Annotated in this window: 20 protein-coding genes and 1 tRNA gene; 6 read left to right on the forward strand and 15 right to left on the reverse strand. The window is 64.9% G+C overall.

Annotated features, from left to right (window positions below; all coding sequences use genetic code 11):
• Positions 1–82 precede the first annotated feature (82 nt).
• From LH20_RS00275 to LH20_RS00285, 3 genes are read right to left on the reverse strand one after another with little or no spacing between them, the layout of a single operon-like run.
• Entirely contained in the window at positions 83–835 is a 753-nt protein-coding gene (locus tag LH20_RS00275; protein WP_235527062.1) for a thioredoxin domain-containing protein, read from the reverse strand.
• Positions 836–866: 31 nt separating this feature from the next.
• Positions 867–1,592, reverse strand: a complete 726-nt coding sequence (locus LH20_RS00280) for a thioredoxin domain-containing protein (protein ID WP_053552493.1) — start codon at positions 1,590–1,592, stop codon at positions 867–869.
• Between the two features lie 19 nt (positions 1,593–1,611).
• Positions 1,612–2,181 (reverse strand): DUF721 domain-containing protein, encoded by a 570-nt coding sequence (locus tag LH20_RS00285; protein ID WP_144423471.1) that lies wholly within the window; start codon positions 2,179–2,181, stop codon positions 1,612–1,614.
• Between the two features lie 361 nt (positions 2,182–2,542).
• Between LH20_RS00285 and LH20_RS00290 the strand changes: the two genes are divergently transcribed.
• From LH20_RS00290 to nudC, 3 genes are read left to right on the forward strand one after another with little or no spacing between them, the layout of a single operon-like run.
• Positions 2,543–3,583, forward strand: a complete 1,041-nt coding sequence (locus LH20_RS00290; protein WP_053552495.1) for an A/G-specific adenine glycosylase — start codon at positions 2,543–2,545, stop codon at positions 3,581–3,583.
• Positions 3,580–4,866, forward strand: a complete 1,287-nt coding sequence (locus tag LH20_RS00295; protein ID WP_053552496.1) for a serine hydrolase domain-containing protein — start codon at positions 3,580–3,582, stop codon at positions 4,864–4,866. Before LH20_RS00290 ends, LH20_RS00295 begins: the two co-directional genes overlap by 4 nt.
• A complete protein-coding gene (gene nudC, locus LH20_RS00300) occupies positions 4,866–5,735 on the forward strand; it encodes an NAD(+) diphosphatase (protein ID WP_053552497.1) in 870 nt (289 codons plus the stop codon). Before LH20_RS00295 ends, nudC begins: the two co-directional genes overlap by 1 nt.
• A 132-nt stretch (positions 5,736–5,867) precedes the next feature.
• Here nudC and LH20_RS00305 read toward each other — a convergent pair whose 3' ends face one another.
• From LH20_RS00305 to LH20_RS00315, 3 genes are all read right to left on the reverse strand, one after another.
• Positions 5,868–6,293: a DUF2497 domain-containing protein gene (locus tag LH20_RS00305; protein WP_053552498.1), complete on the reverse strand. Its 426-nt coding sequence runs from the start codon at positions 6,291–6,293 to the stop codon at positions 5,868–5,870.
• A 74-nt stretch (positions 6,294–6,367) separates the two neighbouring features.
• Positions 6,368–7,876, reverse strand: a complete 1,509-nt coding sequence (locus LH20_RS00310; RefSeq protein WP_053552499.1) for a TolC family outer membrane protein — start codon at positions 7,874–7,876, stop codon at positions 6,368–6,370.
• A 37-nt stretch (positions 7,877–7,913) separates the two neighbouring features.
• A complete protein-coding gene (locus LH20_RS00315) occupies positions 7,914–8,576 on the reverse strand; it encodes a protein-L-isoaspartate O-methyltransferase family protein (RefSeq protein ID WP_083455535.1) in 663 nt (220 codons plus the stop codon).
• A gap of 255 nt (positions 8,577–8,831) precedes the next feature.
• Between LH20_RS00315 and LH20_RS00320 the strand changes: the two genes are divergently transcribed.
• From LH20_RS00320 to LH20_RS00330, 3 genes are all read left to right on the forward strand, one after another.
• A tRNA-Cys gene (locus tag LH20_RS00320) sits at positions 8,832–8,905 on the forward strand.
• Positions 8,906–8,909: 4 nt separating this feature from the next.
• Positions 8,910–9,272 (forward strand): hypothetical protein, encoded by a 363-nt coding sequence (locus LH20_RS24315; protein ID WP_158501076.1) that lies wholly within the window; start codon positions 8,910–8,912, stop codon positions 9,270–9,272.
• Positions 9,273–9,316: 44 nt separating this feature from the next.
• Entirely contained in the window at positions 9,317–9,769 is a 453-nt protein-coding gene (locus LH20_RS00330; RefSeq protein ID WP_053552501.1) for an Lrp/AsnC family transcriptional regulator, read from the forward strand.
• 113 nt (positions 9,770–9,882) lie between these two features.
• Here the strand turns inward: LH20_RS00330 and LH20_RS00335 are convergent, their stop codons facing one another.
• The 9 genes from LH20_RS00335 to LH20_RS00375 form a co-directional block, all read right to left on the reverse strand.
• A complete protein-coding gene (locus tag LH20_RS00335) occupies positions 9,883–10,902 on the reverse strand; it encodes a sugar kinase (protein ID WP_053552502.1) in 1,020 nt (339 codons plus the stop codon).
• Complete coding sequence (locus LH20_RS00340) at positions 10,899–11,681, reverse strand: hypothetical protein (RefSeq protein WP_053552503.1); 783 nt, start codon at positions 11,679–11,681, stop codon at positions 10,899–10,901. Before LH20_RS00340 ends, LH20_RS00335 begins: the two co-directional genes overlap by 4 nt.
• A 19-nt stretch (positions 11,682–11,700) precedes the next feature.
• A complete protein-coding gene (locus LH20_RS00345; RefSeq protein WP_053552504.1) occupies positions 11,701–12,447 on the reverse strand; it encodes a FadR/GntR family transcriptional regulator in 747 nt (248 codons plus the stop codon).
• Between the two features lie 91 nt (positions 12,448–12,538).
• On the reverse strand, positions 12,539–15,385 hold the full coding sequence (locus LH20_RS00350) for a TonB-dependent receptor (protein WP_053552505.1): 2,847 nt from the start codon (positions 15,383–15,385) through the stop codon (positions 12,539–12,541).
• Between the two features lie 112 nt (positions 15,386–15,497).
• Entirely contained in the window at positions 15,498–16,340 is an 843-nt protein-coding gene (locus tag LH20_RS00355) for a rhamnogalacturonan acetylesterase (RefSeq protein ID WP_053552506.1), read from the reverse strand.
• Positions 16,341–16,354: 14 nt separating this feature from the next.
• Positions 16,355–17,107, reverse strand: a complete 753-nt coding sequence (locus tag LH20_RS00360) for an SDR family NAD(P)-dependent oxidoreductase (RefSeq protein WP_053552507.1) — start codon at positions 17,105–17,107, stop codon at positions 16,355–16,357.
• Between the two features lie 13 nt (positions 17,108–17,120).
• Positions 17,121–18,395 carry an MFS transporter gene (locus tag LH20_RS00365; protein WP_053552508.1) on the reverse strand — a complete coding sequence of 425 codons (1,275 nt, stop codon included), beginning with the start codon at positions 18,393–18,395 and terminating at the stop codon, positions 17,121–17,123.
• Positions 18,392–20,551, reverse strand: a complete 2,160-nt coding sequence (locus LH20_RS00370; protein ID WP_053552509.1) for a heparinase II/III domain-containing protein — start codon at positions 20,549–20,551, stop codon at positions 18,392–18,394. Before LH20_RS00370 ends, LH20_RS00365 begins: the two co-directional genes overlap by 4 nt.
• A complete protein-coding gene (locus LH20_RS00375) occupies positions 20,548–22,770 on the reverse strand; it encodes a polysaccharide lyase 6 family protein (protein WP_083455217.1) in 2,223 nt (740 codons plus the stop codon). The genes LH20_RS00370 and LH20_RS00375 overlap by 4 nt, the downstream gene beginning before the upstream one ends.
• Positions 22,771–22,836: the final 66 nt, after the last annotated feature.

A 22,836-nucleotide genomic window follows, 5' to 3' on the forward strand; every position in this document is an offset into this window, starting at 1 on the left:
GCCGTCATGCCGTGCAGGCGGGGGAGTCGCAAGGGGCTTGAGGTGGGAAAGCCCCTCCCCCTCTGGGGAGGGGGAGAGCGGCTCAGCGCGCACCCATGATGCGCAGGCGGTCGCGCAGCAGGGGCCAGGAGGTGATGCCCTCGGCGACCTGGCCGTTGATCACGAAGGTTGGCGTACCCTGAAGGTTGTACTGCTGCTGCGCGGCGCTCGTGCCGTCCTCCAGCTTCTTGATGCCGTCGAGGTTGGCAAGGCAGGCGTTCACCTGTTCACCGGTCATGCCGCGCGACTGGAAGAACTCGTCGAGCTTCACGGCCTTGGCGATCTGCTGGAAACGCACCGCAGGCGCCGATTTCATCGCCGCCTCGAAGCCTTGCGGATTAGCCTGTGCGGCTTCAAAAATCTGCGCCTGCGAGGCGAAGGTACTTTGAGTCAAAGGAAAATAGCGTTCGGGCGGCGCGCAATGGGTGATTGCGGCAGCGGTGAGGTCGACGCCGTCGCGTACGAAGTTGCGCAGTTCAAGGCTGACGCGGCCCGTGTCGATGAAATCGCGCTTCAGTTCGTCATGGCTCTCCGCCGCGAAATCGGCGCAGTGCGGGCAGGTCAGCGACGCGAATTCGATGATTTTGATCGGCGCATCGGGGTTGCCCATCACATGCCCGCCCTCCGGGCTGACGGCCACGACGTCAGACCAGCTCTTGCCTTCAGGAGCAGAGACCTTTGCGATCACCTCCTGTTCCTTGACCGGGTCGGTCTTGCTGTCGCCGCAAGCGGCGAGCGCGAAGGCGCCGAGCGAGGCGAGGAGCGCAATGCGCAGCGTGGGCAAGGTCTTGGGCACGGTCTTCTCCGTCTGATTGTATTGGGGTGTCTTACTTCTGCTTGAGCGCGGCGTCGAGGATCGGTTTGAGATCGGCCCAGTGGCCGACTTCGACCCTGCGGCCGTTGACGAAAAAGGTCGGCGTACCTTCAACTTTGTCGGCGTTCGCCCCGATGGCGGTCATCCCCATCAGCTCGGCTTCGGCGACGCCGCTCGCGAGGCAGCTATTGAGCTGCGCGGGCGTATAGCCGCGCGCGCGCATCAGCACGTCGAGCCCGGTGTCGGCCGCCATCCGCCGCGTCCGCTCGCCCAGCGTGCCTTGATACCAGGGCGCCTGCTGCGCCTGCGTCATTTTCGCTGCCTTGCCCAGCCATGCAGCCTGCGCCGCGAGGATCGCCTGGTGATCGGCGGCGAACGCCTTGGGTCCGCCGCAGCGGGCGAGCATTGCCGCGGTCATGTCGAGCGGGTCGCGAATGAAGTTGCGGTATTCGAACAGAACAAGCCCCGTGTCGATATATTGTGCCTTGAGAGGAACCCCCGCTTCCTTTGCAAATTCGGCGCAATGCGAGCAGGTGTAGCTGAAATATTCGACCAGCTTCACCTTCGCCTGCGGATTGCCGACGCTATAGGAGCCGATCCCGCTTTCGGTGACCGTTGCCGACCAGCGCGGGCCCGTGGGTTTGGCAGGCGCGGCACCGACAAGCAGCGCTAGCGCGGCGGCCGAGAGCGCCGCGACGGCGGCGCGGCGGGGCAGCGATGCGATGGAAATGGCGAACATGGTCGAGCCGGTCTTTCTGTCAACTGATCCGCGGCAGCTTCGGCGGCGCGGCGAGCCCCGCGGCCATGCGTTCGAGCACGGTTCGAAGCTCGGGATCGCCGATGTCGCGAAGGCTGTCCCCAAGTTCGGCGGGTACGGGCTTCAGCATTGCGGGCGGCTGAACGGGCACCCGCGGCACTATCTGGCCATGCGTCATGCGCACATGCGCGATGGCGGCATAACCGAAGAAGCGATTGACGGCGGAGATGATGTCGGGCGCGACATGCTGGAGCATCGGCGCATGCGCACCGCTGATCGTCAGATGGAGGGTGCCGCCCGCCTTTTGCCCGGCAGGAAAGCGAATCATCGCAGGCTGGGTAACGTCGGCCAGCTTTGCGCCGACGATCTCGCGCCAGCGGCTGACCACCGACGACTGGATAAATCCGAATTTGCGAAACGCTGTGCGTCCAATTTCGGGGACGAGGTCGGAAATCGCGCGAGCCTCGCCGCCGCGCGGTCGCTCATAGGGGCGCGCGGTCGCCTTCGCCTTCGCGCTCCTTTTCGCCTTCGCCGCCTTGGCGGGGGGGTCTTCGCTGCCAGCATTCGCCATGGGCGCCAGCATGCCACAGCCGGGGGGTGAGCGTCCAGATGAGGCGGCAAGAATGAAAGGTCCAGAAGAAGCGAATAGGGTTGCCTCCGGTGCTGGGCCCTCCCCCTGAAAAATCGCTTTCCTCGATTGGAACCCCGTGCCAGCCTCGCGGCATGACTCCCCCGCTCCCCCCGGTTTCGCATGCACCTCTTCTTCAGCCCTCGTCCCCGCATTTGGCGAGGGATATCATTGCACCGGCCGTGCAGGACCAGCTTGGCACCCGGGCGCGCACGAGAGGCGACGGCGATCATGCACACCCGGGCAGAGCCGTTCCGCACGCGTGCTCGGTGGGTCTGCTCATTGAAGGACGGAGCGGCGGGCGATGACCAATGGCGCCGCATCCGCGGCGCGCGACTTCGCGCCGCGCCTGCTCGCCTGGTATGATCGCGCGGCAAGGCGCCTGCCGTGGCGCGTGCCACCGGGTAGCAGCGCGATGCCCGATCCCTACCGCGTCTGGATGGCGGAAATCATGCTCCAGCAGACGACGGTCGCCGCGGTCGCGGGTTACTTCGAGCGCTTTACCGCTCGCTGGCCCACCGTGGCCGACTTGGCAGCCGCCGACGATGCTGACGTCATGGCGGCGTGGGCGGGGCTCGGCTATTATGCCCGCGCGCGCAATCTGCTTGCCTGCGCGCGTGCAGTTGTGGCTGAGCATCGCGGGCGGTTTCCCCAGACCGAGGCCGGCCTTCGCGCGCTGCCCGGGGTCGGCGATTATACCGCGGCGGCGGTTGCAGCGATTGCCTTCGGCCGTCCGGCGGTGGTGGTCGATGCCAATATCGAGCGCGTGATCGCGCGCCACAGCCTCATCGAAACGCCGCTCCCCGCTGCAAAGCGCGAGATCAAGTCCGCGCTTGCGCCGCTGGTTCCGAACGATCGCCCAGGCGACTTCGCCCAGGGCCTGATGGACCTTGGTGCGACCATCTGCACGCCGCGAAGCCCTGCCTGCTCGCTCTGCCCGGTGATGGACGATTGCCGCGCGCGTGGCTGCGCCGACCTCGAGCGGCTGCCGGTAAAGCCGCCGAAAAAGGCGAAGCCGCAGCGTTACGGCGTTGCGCTTTGGATCGAGCGCGACGAGCGCATCTGGCTCGTTCGGCGCCCGGCAAAGGGCATGCTAGGCGGAATGCGCGCGCTCCCGGGCGGAGAATGGTGCGCGACCCCGCCTCGCGAGTCGGGCATTGCGCGGGTCGACCATAGCTTTACCCATTTCGAGTTGCGCCTCACCCTGGTGCGCGGCGAACGGCCAGGCGAAGCCACCGATGCCGCAGCGGAAGGCGAATGGTGGCCGCTCTCGGCGCTTGACGCGGCGGGCTTGCCCACGCTCTATCGCAAGCTGATCGACAGGCTGCGGGAGATGGACGAATGAACATGATGGTGACGCGCCGCGCGCTGCTCGGCGGAATGGCCCTGGGCGGCGCCGCCGCGCTCCTGCCCGGTACGGCGTGGGGCTTTCGGGCCGACGGGGCGAGTCTCTACCCCGCGACCAATGCCTTCATCAAAGGCTTTGTCGACCGCCGCGAACTTGCGAGCACACTCGCCTGCATCGGCAAGGGGCAAGAGGAGGCGCTGAGTTTCGGCTACGGCACGCAGGCGATGGATTCGGCCAGGCCGGTAGGCCCCGACACGCTGTGGCGGCTCTATTCGATGACCAAACCCGTTACCGCGATCGCGGCGATGCTGCTGATCGAGGACGGCAAGATGGGACTCGACCAGCCGATCGCCGACTTCCTCCCCGCCTTCAAGGCAATGAAGGTGCAGAATGTGCCCGACGGCTCAATCACCGAGGTGCATCCGGCGAAGACGCAGATCACCGTTCGCCACCTTCTTACCCACACCGCCGGGCTCGGCTACAACATCATCCAGAAGGGGCCGATCAAGGCCGCCTATGACGCCGCGGGCATCGTGGGCGGCCAGGTGAGCCGCCTGCCGATCCCCGGCCTCGCGCCCGTCACCGCGGCGCCCAGCCTTGCCGTCTTTGCCGACCGGCTTGCCGAGCTTCCCTTGGTCTACGAACCCGGCACGCGCTGGAGCTATTCGGTCAGCCTTGACCTTACAGGGCGGCTGATCGAGGTCGTGTCGGGCCAGCCTTTCGACGCCTTCCTCAAGACACGCATCTTCGATCCGCTCGACATGAAGAGCACCTGGTTCCAGGTGCCAGCGAGCGAGGTGCACCGGCTGACAACCAACTATGCGCCGGTCGGGGGCGTGCTGATCCCTATGGATCCCGCGACGAGCTCGATCTACCTCGACAAGCCGCCCTATCCATTCGGCGGCGGTGGGCTGGTGTCGAGCGCGCGCGACTATGACCGCTTCCTTGCGATGCTGCTTGGCGAAGGCGAGACAGGCGGGGTGCGGATCATGAAGACGGAGACCGCGCGGCTGGCGATGTCGAACCTCATCGATGACGCGGTCGACCGCAAGGGCACCTTCATCGAGGGCGAAGGTTTCGGCGCCGGCGGGCGCGTGTCGCTGCCGACCTCGGCTACCGGCGAGGGGCTTTACGGCTGGGCGGGCGCGGCGGGCACCGTTGGATTCGTCGACCGCGTGCGCGGTTACCGTGTTGGCGGCTACACCCAATATATGCCCTCCGACGCCCTCCCCTTCCAGTCCGGCTTTGCCAAGGCCTTCTACGAGGATGCACTGCGCTGATGGCCATGCCGCTCGGATTCACAGGGGCAAGGCTCGATCGCGCCGACCAGGTGCGCGTCGATGCGGAACGCTTTGCAGCCGCGATGGCGGATCCGCGCGCCTTGTGCCTCGCACTTGACGGTATTGATCCGATTCCCGGCGAGCGCGGAGGCCTTCGATGGGAGCCCTTCGATCCTGCCGATGATCGGGCGGTGATCCTGCTCGGCCTCGACGAGGCCGGGGTCCCGCATTTCGTGCGCGAGCCCGGGCCCGGGCAGCGCATCGATGCGCGCTCGCGCACCGTGATGCGGCTGCTGCCACTCCTTTCGCCCGAGGAAGCGGCGCTCTATGGCGGCGCGCGTAGCCTCGTAGACTGGCACGCGCGGCACCGCTTCTGCGCGGTTTGCGGCACGCCGACCTCCTTGTTCCGGGGCGGTTGGGGGCGGCAATGCAGTGCCTGCGGGGCCGAACATTTTCCCCGCGTCGACCCGGTTGTGATCATGCTCGCCGAGTTTGAAGAGCGCGTGCTCGTCGGCCGCCAGCCGGGCTTCCAACCCGGTTTCTTCTCCGCGCTCGCCGGTTTCGTGGAGCCGGGAGAATCGCTCGAAGAAGCGGTTGCCCGCGAATTGTTCGAAGAAGCGGGGATCCGCGTGACCGACGTCTCTTACGTCGCAAGTCAGCCCTGGCCCTTCCCTTCCTCGCTGATGATCGGTTGCCGGGCCCGGGCGCTCGGACCCGCGTTGACGCTCGACACGACCGAGATCGAGGCTGCGATGTGGGTAGACCGCGCCGAGGTTCGCGCGGCGCTCGCGGGCGACATGGGTGCCCCCTTCATGGCCCCGCCGCCGCTCGCCATTGCGCGGCATTTGCTGGAGGAATGGGCGGGGTAGAGCAGGTCACTTCAAGCCCGGCACAATGGTGCGCGCAGAGCGTCTCGAAGCCCTGTCCATCATCCGTTCCCGCCGGGAAAAAGGCGCCATTCGCCAAGCTCAGGGCGAACAGGCCTCAAAAGCGGCGCGCGCCTAAAGCCGCCGCCCGGTAATCCGGCTGATTTCCTTTGCCACCATCGACTCGACCATGGCCGGCAAATGGGTGTCGAGCCATTGTTTGAGCATCGGGCGTAGCGCCTCCAGCACCACTTCTTCCACGGTGCGGCCACCCGGGGCGGTCGCGGCGGGCGCGGTCGCGGCGGGAGCGGGCGCAGTAATTGCGGCGCTCAGGGCGCTGAGCGACTGGCGTGCGGCGTCGGCGCTTTCGGAAGAAACGAGTTCCTCGTCAGCCACCGGGGTGGCGGCCGCGGCCTCATCGGCTTCTTCCTCGGCGAGATCGAGGATGTCGTCGGCGGGGCTGGGCGCGCGCGCGGATCCGGGCGCCTCGTCCCGCGCTATCACGCGCCGGATCGACGACAAAATATCCTCCATCGACGGTTCTCGCGACAGGTCGCCCATATATGTCCCTTCCGGCGCGCCCCTCACGGGCGGTTAACCATCTCTTACCGGGCGGGGAGGAACCTTGCCAAGCCCTATTGTTGGAGCGCGGGGTCAACCGGGCCGATCAGGGGATTGGTGCCCTCGGGCACGCTGGCGTCAGCCGCGGCGACGCTGCGCGTGTCGGTTGCCTGCTGCTGCGGCGCAGGATCGTCAGCCCAGTCCCAGATCTGACCCTTCACGCGCGCATAATTGGCGGCAGGGTCATAGAGCGGGCCGCCCTCGATGCCGAGGTCGCGTGCCTCGGCCTTGCCCATCGCCGCGAGAACAGAGAAGGCGGCAACATAGCTATTGCGCTTCGCCGAGACGAGCTGGACCTGTGTGTTGAGATATTCCTGCTCGGCATTGAGGATGTCGAGAATCGAGCGCGTGCCGACGCTGTTTTCTGCGCGCACGCCTTCAAGCGACAGCGCATTGGCGCTCACCGCCTGCTGCGTGGCTGCAATCACTCGCTCGTTCGCCTGCCACGCGGCATAGGCGCCGCGGGTCTGGGCAATGACGTCGCGTTCGGTCGCAACATAGGTCTCGATCGCCTGGCTCGAGCGCGACTGCGCTTGGCGGACCTGTGCCGAGGGACGCCCGCCCTGGAAGACCGGGATGGTCAGTGAGACGCCCGCCGCCGCACTCGACGTTTCCTGCGACACGCCGACCCCGGGAACCCCGCTCGACAGCGAGCCGAGGAAATTGTTGTAGCCTCCGCCGAGCGTCGCTGACAATTTGGGCGCCCGGGTGGCCTTCGCGGTGCCGATGTCGGCGCGCGATGCATTGACCAGCTGATTTGCCGCCTCGATGTCAGGGTTGTTGGCGAGCGCGATTGCGACCGCATCCTCCGCGGTCGCCGGCAGGTTCGGGAGCGGCGGAGGCGGCTGAAGGTCGACCGGTGCCTCGCCGACGAGCCGTATATAGGCCTCGCGGCTGGCGATGAGATTCGCCTCGGCGGTACGCAAATCGCTTTCTGCAAGCGCAAGCCGTGCTTCCGACTGAGCAACGTCGGTGCGCGTCAGGTCACCGATTTCGAACCGGTCGCTTGTCGCCTGCAAATTGGTCCGCAGGACGGAGACATTGTTCTGGTTGAGCTGGACGATCGCCATATCGCGCAGCACGTCCATATAAGCGCCGACGACCTGCGCGAAGACGCTCGCCTCGGTCGCGCGCAGATCAGCCTGGCCCGCCTCGACGCGATATTTGGCTGCCCTCACCGCATTGCGGACCGCGCCGCCCTGATAGATGGGGACCGACAGCTGGGCGCCCGCACTGATCGAGCGGGCGGGCGAGGAGAAACTGTTGCCCGGGATAACGATATTCTCGGTATAGTCGGTGCTCGTGCCGATGCTCGGGAGACCGAAGCTCTTCTCGATGGGCACATTTTCGTCGTTCGCCCGCTGCCCCGCACGGGCCGCGGTCAGCGTTGGGTTATTCTCATATGCCTTTGCGAGCGCCCCCTGCAGCGTTTCGGCCTGGGCCGCGGACGCCATCATCAGAGCGCTGACCGCCAGGCCGGCGAGCCAGCGGCTGCGGGGCAATCTGTGGTCTGGATCGTACATGATCGTTTCAGCCTGATGAGAAGGGAGAGAAAGGTTTTTAGAACTGGAACCCGGCAGGCGCCTCGAAGCCGGGCAAGGGCGCGACGTCCATGTCGGCAAACGGGCGCAGCGCGACGATGCCGCCCGCCTTCACGCCTTGAACCAGGCGGACAACCGCGCCTTCGCGCCGGGCAGCGACCAGCTTGCCGCCTTCGGCAAGTTGGTCGGCGATCGCATCGGGAAGAACCTCGATTGCGCCGTCGATGATGATGCGGTCGAACGGGGCGCCATCGGGAGCTCCCCCCGAAAGCGGACCTTCGATCCAGCGAATAGCATCCGAAGCCGTCGCTTGGCGTCCCGCTGCGATCAGCGCGGCATCCTCTTCGAGCGCGTGAACTTCAGCGCCGAGGCGGGCGAGCAGGGCCGCGCTATAGCCTGTCGCGGCGCCGATGAGCAGAACGCGGGCGCCGGGGCGGATCGCTGCCTCGACGAGCATCCGGCCGGTGACGAGCGGAGCATTCAGGTAGCGCCCGCCGCCAAGGTCGATCGCGCGGTCGATATAGGCAACGCTCGCGAGCGCGGCGGGCACATGCGCCTCGCGCGGCTCGGCGGCCATCGCAGCCACGACGGCGGGGTCGATGACGTCGTTGGTCCGAAGTTGGCTGTCGATCATGGCCGAGCGCATCTCGGCCGCGCTGATATCGCTCAATTGGGTTGCCATGCCTGCCATCCGATTCCTGGAGTTTCAACCTCGCGGCGCAGCTCTAGCCGAAGCCGCGCTGTATTGCAATAGTAATACAGCCCTGCTGCCCGCGTTGCCGCCGCGCATAGCGGCGCAGAGGAACGCCGCCAACCCCGGATCGCGATAATCGCGGCGGGTCAGGCGAATCCTTGACAAGGCGGCGAAAGCCCCCCACTAGCGCAACCCGTCCAACACCCGGCCGTCCGCTCGTGCGGCAACGGCAGTTCGGCGCGAGGCCCGATGGCGGAGTGGTGACGCAGCGGACTGCAAATCCGTATACGCCGGTTCGATTCCGGCTCGGGCCTCCAACGAATGACGATTTTCCCTGATCGACGCAGGCCAACACAGGCGCCTCGCCGGGCCGCCTCGGGCCTGCCCTTCGGGTTAGCGGTTACGGATACGATTGACCACCATGCGATCATGAAGGCGTGCGATGATTCCACTGCCGGTTCGGGTGAAGGCCATTGGTATGACGGCGTGGACGAGGCAGGCGAGCGCACCAAGGAACATTGCGGCGGAAAAGCCAAGAGCGTGACGAAAATGCTCGCCATAGCTTTCGCCAACCGAGGCGGGATGCGCAATAAACAGGTGCTTTATCACCTCATTTCTCCTTCGCCGGGACTTTTAGCGCCGTGGCGGGAGAATGTTCTTCCAAATATTCCACCTTTCGTGTAAAACTCCGCAAATTATTTCACAAATTTTGGACGAGGTGGCAAAGTTTGCTCGACTTGATCGACCGAAAGATATTGCGCGCGTTGCAGGCTGACGCATCGCGTTCGCTTGGCGACATCGCCAGCGAAGTGGGCCTGTCTTCCAGTCCCTGCTGGAAGCGCATCAAGCGGCTCGAAGCTGAGGGATATATCGTCGAACGCGTCACCATCCTCGATCGAGAACGGCTGGATCTGGGGGTGACCGTATTCGCCGCGGTCAAGACCAACCAGCATCATGAAACATGGCTAGCTGATTTCGCCAGAACGGTTGCAGCGATCCCCGAAGTGGTCGAATTCTATCGAATGAGCGGGGACGTCGATTATCTGCTCAAGATCGTGTGCAAGGATATTGCCGACTATGACCGCATCTATCGAGCGCTGATCAAAAGCACCGCGATCTATGATGTCAGCTCTTCCTTTGCGATGGAGCAGATCAAGTGCACGACGCAATTGCCGATATGAGGGGCGGGCGATTGTTCCAGGACCCTGACAAGCCGTAAAGCGGCATTCGGTTCGTCTCCCGGCGCCGGTTTGCAGCAACTGGGTCGCCGCTGAGCACAAGCTGTCCGCAGGCCCTAGCGCGCGACGTCGCTTGGTCCGCCGGCTGCGCTGGCGACGGCTGCGGGTGAGAAGGGTGCGAAATCCCCCCGCAGGCCATGCTTGAGCGACGCGAGTGCCAGGCCCCGCGCTGCAGCATCTTCGATACTGGCGCCTTTGAACAGACCGTCCAGCACTCCGGCGGCAAAGGCGTCGCCCGTGCCAATCCGGTCGACGATCGGCGCGACCACGCGCGCCTCGGTCTGACAACTGGCATCGCGGCAGTCGATGCGGGCGGCAAGTTCGTGCCGATCGGACCCCACGATGTGGCGCGCGGTCGAGGCGATATGCTCGAGGTTCGGGAAGGCGCTGAGCAATGTGAGCGCCGCCTCGCGCCGCCGTTCGCCGCCTTCGCCCGAAAAATCGCGGCCTAGAAGAAGGGCGGCGTCGCGGTGATTGCCGAACAGCAGGCTCGCTTCGCTGATGATGGCGCGCAGGGTCGCGGCCGGATCGGCCTCCCAGCGCTCCCAGAGACGGCCGCGCCAATTCCCGTCGAACGAAAGGCCGAGCCCGGCAGCGCGCGCCGTTCGCGCGGCGGCGAGCGCAGCGTCGGCGCTCTGCCGGCCGAGCGCGGGGGTGACGCCCGAGAGGTGAAGCCAGCTCGCATCGGCGAGAAGCGCGTCCCAGTTCCATTCATCGGCTTCGGCGGTGGCGAAGGCCGAGTCGTCTCGGTCGTAGACGACCTCGCTCGTGCGTGCAGGCCCGCCCGGCAGATGATAATAGAGGCCGACGCGCCCCGGCCGGCGCAGAATGGCGCTGGTGTCGACTCCGTGGCGACGCAGCTCGGCGATTGCGGCATCGCCGATCGGACCTTCAGGAAGCGCGCTGACCATCCGCACCCGGTGGCCGAGCGCAGCGAGCGCGACCGCAACATTTGCCTCGGCGCCGCCGACGTGGACGTCGAAACGCGGCGACTGGAGCGGCTGCTCGCCGACGGGAACGGCTAGTCGAAGAACGATCTCGCCGAAACAGACGATGGTCTTGGCAGGTTCGATCATGACGCAAATCCGGGGTCGGGGCGGGCGGTGCAGGCGATACGCACCGTTTCGCCGAAATGCGCAGCTGCGGTCTGGCCGGGCGCTATCGGATGCACGCCGGTGACGGCGCCTGCCGAAATCCATTGCCCCGCTTCCAATGCAATCACGCCGTCCATATGGAGGTCGACGAGAAAGCGCAGCGAGCCGAGCGGGCCATCGAGAATGTCGCAGGGGCGGCCCGAGCCAACGCGCGATCCCTCGATCTCGGTGATGACCTTGATCCGCTCGAAGCTCTCGGCTTCAAGGCGCGGGCCGAGAAGGAGACCATTGTTGATGCCGATATCGGCAATGATCGCGTAGGGCGCGTGATCGTGAACGTCGGGGGCGGGCGAACTTGCAACCTCGAAGCCCGCACGGATTTCGCCTACGAAGTTCAATGCGTCCTGATCGCTTGCGACGCGGCGGGTGGGGACAGCGGACAGGCGGAGCATGACTTCGGCCTCGATCGCCCCCACGCCGCCGGCAAAGACGCGGGCGGCGCCGGGCACTTCGCCATCAAGTTCCGCCACCCGGAGCACCGGCCCGGCGAGACGCTCGGCTCCCAGCGTCTCGATCAGCGCTTGCGGAATGCGACCGACTTTCCATCCGAGCACCGGTACGCCGAGCGCAGCGCAAATGTCCCGCTGGACTCTATAAGCGTCCGCGAGGGTCGCAGGGACGGGCGCGGGAAAGGCCGCCAGTGCCCGGCCCGAGCGGCGTGCATGAAGCAGCGCGGCAGCTGCGCCCGTTCCGGCGCTCATGGGAGAGAAGCGCGGCGCATCAGGCGAGCTTGGCGCTCAGGAGATAACGTTCGCGACTTTCGGCGGCACGCTGGCGCAGTTCGACCATGGCGCGTTCCTCGGTCTCGTCGAGCATCGATTCGAGCAGGCGATTGAAATGGCGCCGCATCGCAAGCCGCGCTCCGCCGGCGTCGCGCTTCCTGAGCGCCTCGACCACCCCGGCATGTTCGGCCTGGCGCGCCGCACCGTCCTTGCGGCAGATCATCGAATGGCTGGTGCGCACCTCGGGCAGTTCAAGGCGCATTCGCCACAGGCTTTCGATGACATGAATGATCGCCTTGTTGTTCGACGCAGCGGCGATCGTCATGTGAAACTCGCGATCGATCACGCTGATCTCGTCCTCGCTCGCGTCTTCGTTCGCCATCGCCTCGAGCAGGCCTTCCAGTTTCGCGAGCGTTTCAGCCGAGATGGTCGGAGCGGCGAGCGCCGCCGCCTCGGCCTCGAACAGCGAGCGTGCTTCGGTGAGCTCGAAGGCACTCACCTGAGGCAAGATGCCGCCATCGCCAGGCAGCTTTGCCTGGACATAGGCGCCGGCGCCGGTGCGGATATGGATCCACCCGGTTGCCTGCAGTGCGATCTCCGCCTCGCGGATCGTCACGCGGCTCACCTCGAAGCGTTCGGAAAGTTCACGCTCCCCGGGCAGCCGCGTTCCCGGCGGATAGACTCCATCGAGAATCAGCCGGCGAATCGCATCGGCAACATCTTCAAAAAGGCGGCGTTCGGCCATGACTTAATCGTCTCCCCACATAGGCGTCAGCCCCTGCATACAATCAGGTATGACAATTTTGAAGCCATGACCGAACGTCCTTATCTCCCCGTCAGATCCGCGCGCGAATACCGATGAAATATTTAGAGCCGTAATAATGATATTGGCGGCTGCTGCCGTAGACCGGCATGTACGTTGTCTTGGGCTCGTTGAAGATATTGAGCGCCTCGAACCGCAGCGACACCCCCTTCATCAGGGCCAGCGAGGCTCGGAAATCGAAGGTTTCGTTCGGTGCGACAAAGCGCAGCTGGCTGTTGCCTCCGACAAAGTCCTGATAATAGTTCGACCGGTAATTGTAGATAGCCTGCAAGGAAACCGGCCCGATCTCATAATAGGCCTGCGCCGAGAGGACGTGCTTGGAATAGCCCGACAGGCCAGCAGGGGCGATCAGGCCGGGCGACACGGTTTCCGTCTCCGGATCGTAAATGTCGCCGAGGCGAATATCCTCATTCTCGAAATTGGCGTCGGCATAGTTGTAACTGACTTTCGCGCCCAGCCCGTCGAGGGGCTTTGGCAGAAAGCTGAAGCGCGTTGCCGCCGTCAGTTCGAGGCCGTAGACCCGTGACTTGTCGGGGCTGTTGCGCGTCTGGGTGACCGGAACGGTGACCTGCTGACCATCGATCGTGAAAGTCTCGTCGTAGACGACTGGCTGAAATCCGCCGGTGAACTGCTTGTAATAGACCGTCGCGGCAAGCATCGTGTCCTTGTTGGGATACCATTCGAGCGCGGCGTCGGCGTTCCACGACATCAGTGGCTTCAGGCGCGGACTGCCATTGGCGCGGACATTGTCGATCGCATTTTCGATCGAGGTGAAGCTGCCTCCGTCCTCCAGCGTAATGGTCCGGCCCGCGCCCAGCGCACTGGGGTTGGGACGCGACATGGCGCGATATCCCGCCACGCGCAGCAGCGTATTCGGCGCGACCTCGAAGATGGCGTTGACGCTCGGCAGGATGCGCGTGGTGCTGGCCTTGATCGTTTCGGTTTCGAAATCACCCGTCTCGTCAAGGTGGAAGGTTCCATCGCCATTGTCGACGAGGACAAGATCGCTTCGGAGCCCTTTTGAGGTCACGTCGGTCTTGACGACACGGACGCCGAAATTGCCGCGAACCGGCGTCGACCCGATCTCGCTGTCATAATCGGCCATCAGATAGCCCGCATAGGTGCGCTCGGTGACGTCGCGGTTGGAAACCGAGCGCAGGTCGTCGGGAAGACCCGGATCTTCGGTCCCCAGATATTCGCGGAAGAGGCAATCAACGTCGAACGTCGCCCAGCTGTGGATGCTATTGCCCGGCGCGTCGCTCAGATAATCGGTTTGCGGAAAAGCCTGGCGGCAGATGTTGTTGATCCGCCGATCTTCCTCAATTGCAGGGTTTTCGTTGAAGTCGCCGTTGCGCACGTCATAGTCGCTGAACTTGAGCTGCGCGACGCGGACGCCAGCGGACAGCGCGCTCAGGAAGCCGTCGAGCTCATATTTGGCGTCGAAGCGTCCCGCGACGATCTTGTTGTAGCGGCGGCTCTCGTCGCGGCGGAAGCGGGCGTCGTCCCAGAAAAGGTCGTGGTTGTTGAGGTCGAAGCGCGGGTCGATCGTAATCGTCGGGATAAAGCTGCCCGGCGCGATATCGTAGATATAGGGAATGCGCTGATCGTCGATCTCGGTGCGGACTCCGTTAACGTCCATCCGGTCGGTGCGCAGGCGGAAATTGCGCTCGGTTTCGGAACGGATCGTGCGCGAGTATGACGCATCCGCCGTGAGGGTCAGCCGGTCGGATGGCGTCCATTCGACCGAAAGGCCGCCGCCCAGATATTCCTCCGAGCGTGTCAGCGTCGAGCCGTTCGATTCGAGCGAACTTGACCCTTCCAGGTGCGAGACGATGCCATTTTCGTCGAACTCGACGTTGGTCAGGCTGCGCCGCGCCTCCGAGATAGTCAGGTCGCGCCGGTTTTCGACAAAGGTGCGGTCCGAATATTGAAGGTCGAGGTTGATGTTGAACTGGTCCGAGGGACGCCACTGGATCGCACCGAAAACAGCGTCACGCTGGTCGGTCTCGCTGATCTGGCGGAATATGTAGCTGTTGGGGACGAGATAATAGGGTATCCCGTCACCATAATTGTCGCGGCTGAGTTCCGTGCAATTATTGTTGATGACCGTGACGTCGGCGCGGCACGCGGTCCAGGTGGTGCTCGCGGCGTAGGTTTCCTCGGGATTGTTCGTGTCGTTGCGCTGGAAGCCGATCGAGATGCCGATGGTGTCGTTCGCGAACTGGTCGACATAGCTCAGCGTGCCGCGCCAGCCGACCCCGCCGCTGCCGCCAACGATGCGGTCCCCATAGGGATTATATTGGGCCTTGAGCTCGCCCTGAATGCGTGTTTTGCCATAATCGAGCGGACGCAAAGTGCCGATCTCGATCGTGCCGGCGACACCGCCCTCGACGAGGTTTGCCTGCTGCGTCTTGTAGATTTTGATCTGGTTGACCAGTTCGGAAGGGAACTGGTTGAAATTGACCGAGCGATCGCCGCTTCCGTTGGTCGCGTCGCGGCCGTTGAACGTCGAGTTTGAAAGGAAGGGCCCAAGGCCGCGCAGGGCGATTTCGGACGCATCCCCCTTTTCACGGTGAGTCGTGGCGCCCGTGATTGTCTGGATTGCCTGTCCGACCGAGATGGCGGGGATGTCGCCGATATCATCGGCCGCCAACGTGTCGACAATCGCGGTCTCGCGGCGCTTTGCCTCGATCGAGCTCTGGATTGTTTCGCGGATGCCCGAGACGACGATCGCATCACTATCATCCTGAGCCGCAGCACCCGCGTCCTGCGCCGCTGCAGGCATTGCAACAATGAGCATTGGGCCGGTCCCTGCGAGAAGCGCGGCGCGCAGCGCGCGGGTCGGATTGCGAGAATTCACTGTATCTCTCCCCTTGGTAAATCGAGTCTTTTCGGAACCGGCTAGTCGAATATCTATACCAGTTTGTCAACCACTGTGTCAGTCAAACTGGACAGTCCAGAACAGCCGGGCGCTAACGGACGAGTTGGCTGCGCAGGTCGGGAACGGCCTGGGCGAGCGCCTGCGTGACAAGCTTGGCAACGACTTCCGCCCCGACGTCGCCGAGGTGCGTATAGTCGAACTTGCGGGTCACTTGGCCGCGGGGTCCTTTCCCCTCGATCCGAGGCGGCGGCGGCGGCGCAGGCCGCGCCTTGAGCGTCGTTCCGGATTTCGCGGCCGCGAGCTCCTCCGCCGTCGGCGGTTCTTGCGCGAGCTGGGTTGCGGTTTCCGCCCCCATCTGCTGCGTCTGCGCAGCGCTCAGCGCGTTGAGGTCGACGAGGGGCACGCCCTCAGCCTTTGCGACCGCGCGCACCTGATCCGACCAGCTCTCGAGCGTGTTCTGGAGCTTGCCATCGCGAAACTCGCGGCGGGTTAGCGGCGTGAGAAGCACCGGAGTCGCGCCGGCCGCGCGCACCTCGGCGACGAATCGTTTCAAGTTTGCGGGGAACTCGGTGGTTTCATCAGTCCAGCGTTCAGCCTTGCTCGACTGGTCGTTGTGCCCGAACTGGATCAGCACAAAAGTGCCCCGATATCCAGCGACCTTCGCCTCCGCGAGCGCGATGGCCCACGAGCCTTCCTGACGATAGCTGCGCGTGCTGCGCCCGCCGCGGCCGGTGTTAAGACAGGCGACCGACGATTTGACGTGCTTGGCGCAAAAGGCGCCGCCCCAGCCGCTATGCGGCGCCATCGTCGAATCCCCGACAAGAATGATCTTGTAGGGCTCGAGCGGGGGCGCGTCGGTGCGCTCGCGCTCGGTGGCCTGCGCCCCGCCGGCGAGAACCGTGGCAGCGATGAGGCTCGTGATCAGTCGGCGCATTTAGGATCTCCCGCTTAAGAGAAGGCGAGGCCGCCGTTGATGTCGAGGCACACGCCGGTGAGGAAGCTTGCGGCCGGCGATGCAAGGTAGGTGATGCTGTCGGCAACTTCGTCGGGATGGCCTTCACGGCGCAGCGGCGTGTTGCCCGCGGTCGCGGCGCGCCCTTCGGGCTTTGAGAAGATATCGTGGAAGCTGGTGCCAATGAGGCCGGGGCAGACCGCGTTGACGCGGATGCCCTGCGGACCGAGCTCCTTCGCCATCGACCGCGTCCAGGTCATCATCGCTCCCTTCGCGGTCGCATAGACCGACGCGCCGGGTCCGCCGCCGTCGCGGCCGGCGAGACTCGACACGTTCACAACCGCAGAACCTTCCCCGAGGAAGGGCAGCGCCCCTTTCAGGACAAGAAAGGCCGATTTGAGATTGAGCGTCATCACCTGGTCAAAGAAGGCTTCGTCCATCTCGCCGAGCGTCTTGCGCGCGACCATGCCCCCCGCGAGATTGACGAGAATGTCGAGGCGGCCGCTGAATGCGATCCCGACTTCGTCAAGCATCGCCCTCACGGCGCTGCTGTCGGTGACGTCGGCCTGGATAAGGAAGGCTTCGCCGCCCGCGGCCTTGATCGCGGCGAGCGTCTCTTCAGCCGCTTCGCGGCCGCTGTTGTAGTTGATCGCAACGCGCGCGCCCGCGCGGGCAAGGGCAATCGAGACCGATCGGCCGATATCGCGGCCGCCACCGGTGACAAGGGCGGTTTTCCCCTGGAGGTTCATGTGATGCAATTCCTTATTCTTGGGTGGGTTGGGATGGGGTGGCGACCGGTTCGACGCGGCCGCCGATCAGTCGGAAGGCAAGAAATGATAGCGGGACGATTGCGGCCGACAGCGCGAAAATCGGCGCGTAGCTGGTCTTCGTCAGCACCGGAACAAGCCAGGTGGTTATCAGCGTTCCCGCGACCGCGGCGGTGCCGCTGATCCCGGCAAGGCTGCCGACTGCGCCGCCGCCGAACCAGTCGCTCGGCAGCGTCTGGATATTGCCGATCGCCGTCTGGAATCCGAAGAGGATGCACGCGATCAGCAGCACCGCGGTCAATGGGTCAGCGGCGCGGATCGTGAAGAGCAGGGCGGGCAGCATGATGGCACAGCCGATCCCGATGGAGAGTGTGCGCGCCTTGTGGACGCTGCCGCCGCGGTCGATGATCCGCCCCGCGAAAAAGCCCCCAAACAGACTGCCAAGCATTGCGCCGACGAAAGGAACCCAGGCAAAGAGCCCGATCTGCTTGACGTCGAAGCCGAAGGTTTCGGCAAGATAGATCGGCAACCATGACACGAACAGCCACCAGACCGGATCGAGGAAGAAGCGCGACAGGATGACCGCCCAGCTTTGACGGTAGCGTAGCAGTTCTCCAAGCGGCATGCGCCGGTCGTCGGTGCGGCCAGCTTCGCTGCGGCCGGAGAGTATATAGGCGCGTTCCTCGGCGCTGAGACGCGGGTTGGTATCGGGATCGGCCTTGTAGAACCAGAGCCACGGCACGAGCCAGATCAGCCCAAGGATGCCGACGAACATGAAGGTACCGCGCCACCCGAACTGCACGAAGAGCAAGGCGACGAGCGGCGCCGATACGATGCCGCCAAGAGAGGCTCCGGCATTGAAGATGCCCTGCGCGAGCGCGCGCTCACGCGAGGGGAACCAGAGCGCATTCGCCTTGGCCGCGCCAGGCCAGTTGCCTGCCTCGCTTACGCCCAGTGTTGCGCGCAGGACGCCGAGCAGCGGCATCGAGCGGACCAGGGCATGCGCGGCGATCGATAGCGACCAGAAAAGGATCGAGACCGTGAAGCCGAGCCGCGTGCCGATTGCGTCGAAGACCCGACCGAAGAGCGACTGGCCGAAGGCATAGGCGATCATGAAGATCGTCACCAGGAGCGCATAATCTTCCTTGGTCGCGCCGATGTCCTTCGAGACCTCGGGCCACATCACCGCGAGCGCATTGCGGTCGATATAGTTGATCACGGTGGCAAGGCCGATCAGGCCGATCACGCACCAGCGCAAATGCCCCTTCATTGAGCGTCTCCCTTGGCGAGGTCGAGGCGGCCGACGGGGCCGGTCCAGGCGAAGCTGCGACCGGCGACGGTCGCGTGATGGCTTGCACGCGCCGAGGTATCGTGCGCGATTGCTATGGCAAGGCGATGGCCATCGACGAAGGTCACGAGCACGATGTCGGCGCCGTCCTCGCGCCGGTGCGCGAGCGAGCCGATGCGCGAACTGCTTGCCACCACCGCCTCGGACGAGGCGTCATAGCGCCCGTGCGGTTCGAGCAGGCTGACGAAGGTCGTCTCGGCGGCGCCGTCGACGCGCTGGATCAGCGCGGGTTCGCGGCGAAGATTAAATTCGGGATCATTCGCGCCGCTTTCGGCGAGGATAAAGCGGGCGCCCTTGGGGGGCGCCATGTGGTAAGAGTAGAAACGGCTGCCCTGCATGAAGGTGAGGCGCGCCGCGCCGTTGCGGGTCCCTTCGCCGTCGACCCATAGATGCTGATAACCGTTGACGCTCCCGAGCACTGGCCGCTCGGCCAGATGCTGGTCGAACGCAATGTCGCTGTCGATGATATGTCCCGAAAAATGCAGCGGCAGGTCATAGCGATGCCTGCCGCTGCCAGTCCCGTGGAGGATGTCGAGGATCAGCGGATTTGAAAGGCCGTCGACGTCGAGCATGACGAGCGCGCGGCGGATGGTGACGCCGGGATATGCGCCTTCAATTTCGGCGATCGACCAGCGGGTCGGGGCGTCGAGGCCGGCTGAAAGCTGACGGGTCGGGACCTTTTCGCCAGCCTTCCATTGGCCGCCGAACTGGCTTTGTTCATCGACGACGAGCGTGTTGTGCGCGACGGTCGCGCTCGCCCAGCTGTCATTTTCGGGAAGGTAGCGCCCGCCGCGCTTCGCCTCGACGTTGAGGAAGCGCGCGGCGCCATAGTCGGTCACGACCGCACCTGTCTCGTCATAATAGAGCCAGTTGAGGCGGTCGAAATGGCCGTGCCCCATGCCCTGCACGCCGTTCTTGGCGACCAGAAGCGGCCCATTGCTTGCGCGGCCCTCGCGCAGGAGAACGAGTGCGCCCTGCTTGCCGTCGGGACCGTCCCCCAGCAGACGCGAAGTGAACGGCCAGGGCTTTGCCTTTCCCGCAGCGACATCGGCGGCAAGCATCTGCCCGGCCGGCGTGAGCACCGTGTGCCCCTGCCACTCGGCGATCGACAGGAAGGCGGGGTCGTGCGTCGCGGCGTAGGCAATCGCAACGCCATGATAAAGTTCTTCGGTACGCAGGCTTTTGTCGGGCATCGCGTCGTTGATCGGAATGAAATATCCCGAATGGGTGAGGTCGATGGCGGTGCGGACCGCCTTCAGCACGATGCCGTCCCGGTAGTCGAAGATCTTGCGCTGCGGTTCATTCGCCTCGATCGCGGCGGCGAAGACGACGAAAGGCTGGAGCGCGTAACGCTGGTAGTAGGGCCCCTCGGCATAATAGCCGTCGGGCGAAAACAGCAGATCGAGCTGGCGCAGGAAGCCCGCCTTTCCGCTCTTGTCGAGCCCCATCAGCGCCTTGTCGACAAGATCGCGGTCGCCGAGGAGATAACCAGCGAGACCGACCCCGGCGCACGCCCAGGTCGCATGATTGTGGATGCGATTGATGACCTCAGGCGAACCGTCGGACAGGAAGCGTGCCATCGGGCGAATGACGCCCTCGTCAATCCGGCGGCGGTCGTCGGGGGAAAGCGCCTTGCGGATTTCGGCATAGCCTTGAACCGCGTTGACGAGGAAGACGCTGTCGTTGAGGCTCTGCCAGAACAGACGCCCGGGCACCTGGTTTGCCGCGGCGGGGTGCGGCCCGAGCGCCGGATAGAGGTCGGCATAGGCGAGCAGCATGTCGCGGACATGATCGAGATAGCGCCGGTCGCCGGTGAGCCGGTAAAGCTGGCCACCCTCGAAGATGATCCGGTAATTGCGCTTGTGCTGTTCGTGGGTAAAGCCGCCCCCCGCATCCTTGGGGACCGGCACGTTGATCCCCGCCCCGATCGAGGCGTCAAGGTCGCGCTTTGCACCGGTAACTTCGGCAGCGAAGAGCGGAGCATAGGCCGGCTGCGCGGATGAAGGCTGCCCGGATGCCGGCGCTGCCGCAAGCGGCAGCGCGCTTGCTGCGAGGAGTAGCGCGAGTGCACGGGTCATGGGCGGCTATCCATGAGATTGCCCGCGAGTTCGGCCCGTAGCGGCCCCTTGTAGACCAGTTCCTCGATGCGCGGCGCGGGGGTGGCGCGAAAGGCGTTACCGCTAATGCGTGTGTGAGGTTTGCCGACTGAATGGATGACGACAAGCGGCGCCGACGTCTCGAAGCTGTTGCCGAGAATTTCGCTGTGCTGCGCGCCCGACAGGCGAAGCGAGGCATCGCCCGCCCCGCTGTCTGAAACGCTCGATCCTGTCATCGAAAAATAAGGGCCGAAGGTGCTTTCGTCGGTGCCCTTGCGCAGAAGGTCGGCCACGAGTCCGACGCGCGCAAAGCTGCTCCCCGCAATTTCGAGGCGTTCGACCGGGTACCAGCCCTTGGGTTCCTGCTCGCCCGTGCCGAGGACGACCGCGCCGCTCATGTCGGAAAAGCTGCTGCCGAGAAGCGCGATCGCGTTCGCGAACGTGCCCGGGGCCATCACAATGCCGTCGAGCCGCGCCGCCTTGCCAGGGCCGCGGACCGACACGCCCTTCATCTCGATTTCGTAATTGGGCGCCACCCCGGGGGCGACCGCGATCAGCGCCGCGTCGGCGCTGGCACCGCGCGCATCGAGCGTCAGGTCGGCCAGGCGCAGACCTCCGCCCGCCTCGATACGGGCAAAGGCGCCGCTCGCGACATGGACGACCGGCGCGGCGCCCGCCTGTCCCGCGATGGTCAGCCTGTGTCGGACCACAACCGGCGAGGCCACCTCATAGACGCCCCCGGCAAGCGCGAGCGTATCTCCTGCGCGCGAGGCGCCGACTGCGTCGGCGAGCGACGCGCCTGCCGCCAGTTCGACGGTGCGACCGGAGCCGAAGTCCGCTTCGGCGGTGTCGGGGCGATACCAGGAGGCGCCTACCTCTTCGCGCTTTACGGGAACCAGATCGCGCGGCGCACCGACCTTGGCGAGCGCGGGATCGGTGGGGTAGAGAAGGCCGTTGGCAGCGCGTTCGAACCGGAGTTCGCGCTGTTCGACACCGCGCGTCACGAGCGGCTGCGCGACGGCTGCCTCGACATTGCCCGCAAATGTGATGCCAGCGATATCGTCCTCGGCGCGGAAGGGGTCGGTGTTCTTGGTGCCGCTGACGAGATTGCCCCTGAACTGGCTTTCGACCGGCGGCGCCGAGCGTTCGGCATCTGCGCCCGCGGCGAGAGTGATGCGCGCGCTGTCGAGGATCGAGTTACGCTCGATCAGGGCATTGGAAACCTGATGGTAGCGGTTGATCACCGAATTGGGCACGCCGTTCATCACGGTGAGGGCGCTTCTGAAATCCTTGCCCGCGAGCCCTTCCATATAGTTGAAGCGTATGATCTGGTCGCGATTGATTACGCGGACGCCGCCGCTGTCGGGCACATGGTTGCCAAGGAAGATGTTGCGCTCGACAAGATTGCCGTTGCCGTGGCGCAGCACGAAGGCGCCCTGCGATGAAAGCACCAGATTCTCGCGAAGGATATTGCCGCCGGACTTGACCGAGACGATCTCGACCTCGCCGCTGGTGCGGTCGAAAATGTTACGCTCGACGACCGTGTGGCTGTCGGACAGCGATTCCTCGCTGGTGCCGATGCGGATCGTCTCGCCGCCGTTCGAGCCCAGGGGCGGACGGGGGCCGAAATAATTATGGTCGATGCGGTGTCGGTTATCGAGCGGGTCGCCGGACTTGCGGATCACCGCCAGCGTGACCCCGCTATTGGTCTTGCCCTCGAAATGCGAGTGGTCGACGCGGTTGTAGGTGCCGTATATCGCGACCCAGATATCCTCGGAGCGCCGGTCGGGCTTGCTGAAACCGTCGATGACGACCTCGGTAATGCGTGTGTTGCTCGCGAGCATTTTCGAATCGCGGCGGAAACTGATGACTTCGCGCGTCGGGCTGGCGCCGCGCTTGAAAACGAGCCCGGAAACCACAAGGTGGCGGCCGCCGAGGCGAAGGTTCGAAGCGCCAGTGAGCAGCACTTTGCCCTTGGTCTGTGCGGTGAGGGTGATTGGCGCCTCGGCCGTGCCTGCGCCGGTGAATACAAGCTGCGCGTCGCGCCATTCGCCATCGCGCAGGACGATCGAATCGCCGGGCTTCGCGCTCTTTACCGCGGCCTTATACTCGATCTGGTCGGCCACCAGTATCTCGCGGGCCTCCGCCGCCTCCATTGCAAAGGCGCAAATCGCCCCCATCAAAACAGCCCGCAGCAGCATCGCGTCCTCTCTCCCGGTTCATCTCTTGTGCCCACATTGGACTATACAACTGGTATGACGATTTCA

The sequence above is a fragment of the Sphingopyxis sp. 113P3 genome, from assembly GCF_001278035.1.
Lineage (GTDB): Bacteria > Pseudomonadota > Alphaproteobacteria > Sphingomonadales > Sphingomonadaceae > Sphingopyxis.

Excerpts from the sequence above, each read along its gene's own strand:
- LH20_RS00280 (WP_053552493.1), bottom strand. The coding sequence starts at position 1,592 with ATGTTCGCCATTTCCATCGCATCGCTGCCCCGCCGCGCCGCCGTCGCG.
- LH20_RS00285 (WP_144423471.1), bottom strand. The coding sequence starts at position 2,181 with ATGGCGAATGCTGGCAGCGAAGACCCCCCCGCCAAGGCGGCGAAGGCG.
- LH20_RS00290 (WP_053552495.1), top strand. The coding sequence starts at position 2,543 with ATGACCAATGGCGCCGCATCCGCGGCGCGCGACTTCGCGCCGCGCCTG.
- LH20_RS00295 (WP_053552496.1), top strand. The coding sequence starts at position 3,580 with ATGAACATGATGGTGACGCGCCGCGCGCTGCTCGGCGGAATGGCCCTG.
- nudC (WP_053552497.1), top strand. The coding sequence starts at position 4,866 with ATGGCCATGCCGCTCGGATTCACAGGGGCAAGGCTCGATCGCGCCGAC.
- LH20_RS00305 (WP_053552498.1), bottom strand. The coding sequence starts at position 6,293 with ATGGGCGACCTGTCGCGAGAACCGTCGATGGAGGATATTTTGTCGTCG.
- LH20_RS00310 (WP_053552499.1), bottom strand. The coding sequence starts at position 7,876 with ATGTACGATCCAGACCACAGATTGCCCCGCAGCCGCTGGCTCGCCGGC.
- LH20_RS00315 (WP_083455535.1), bottom strand. The coding sequence starts at position 8,576 with ATGGCAACCCAATTGAGCGATATCAGCGCGGCCGAGATGCGCTCGGCC.
- LH20_RS24315 (WP_158501076.1), top strand. The coding sequence starts at position 8,910 with ATGACGATTTTCCCTGATCGACGCAGGCCAACACAGGCGCCTCGCCGG.
- LH20_RS00335 (WP_053552502.1), bottom strand. The coding sequence starts at position 10,902 with ATGATCGAACCTGCCAAGACCATCGTCTGTTTCGGCGAGATCGTTCTT.
- LH20_RS00340 (WP_053552503.1), bottom strand. The coding sequence starts at position 11,681 with ATGAGCGCCGGAACGGGCGCAGCTGCCGCGCTGCTTCATGCACGCCGC.
- LH20_RS00345 (WP_053552504.1), bottom strand. The coding sequence starts at position 12,447 with ATGGCCGAACGCCGCCTTTTTGAAGATGTTGCCGATGCGATTCGCCGG.
- LH20_RS00355 (WP_053552506.1), bottom strand. The coding sequence starts at position 16,340 with ATGCGCCGACTGATCACGAGCCTCATCGCTGCCACGGTTCTCGCCGGC.
- LH20_RS00360 (WP_053552507.1), bottom strand. The coding sequence starts at position 17,107 with ATGAACCTCCAGGGGAAAACCGCCCTTGTCACCGGTGGCGGCCGCGAT.
- LH20_RS00365 (WP_053552508.1), bottom strand. The coding sequence starts at position 18,395 with ATGAAGGGGCATTTGCGCTGGTGCGTGATCGGCCTGATCGGCCTTGCC.
- LH20_RS00370 (WP_053552509.1), bottom strand. The coding sequence starts at position 20,551 with ATGACCCGTGCACTCGCGCTACTCCTCGCAGCAAGCGCGCTGCCGCTT.
- LH20_RS00375 (WP_083455217.1), bottom strand. The coding sequence starts at position 22,770 with ATGCTGCTGCGGGCTGTTTTGATGGGGGCGATTTGCGCCTTTGCAATG.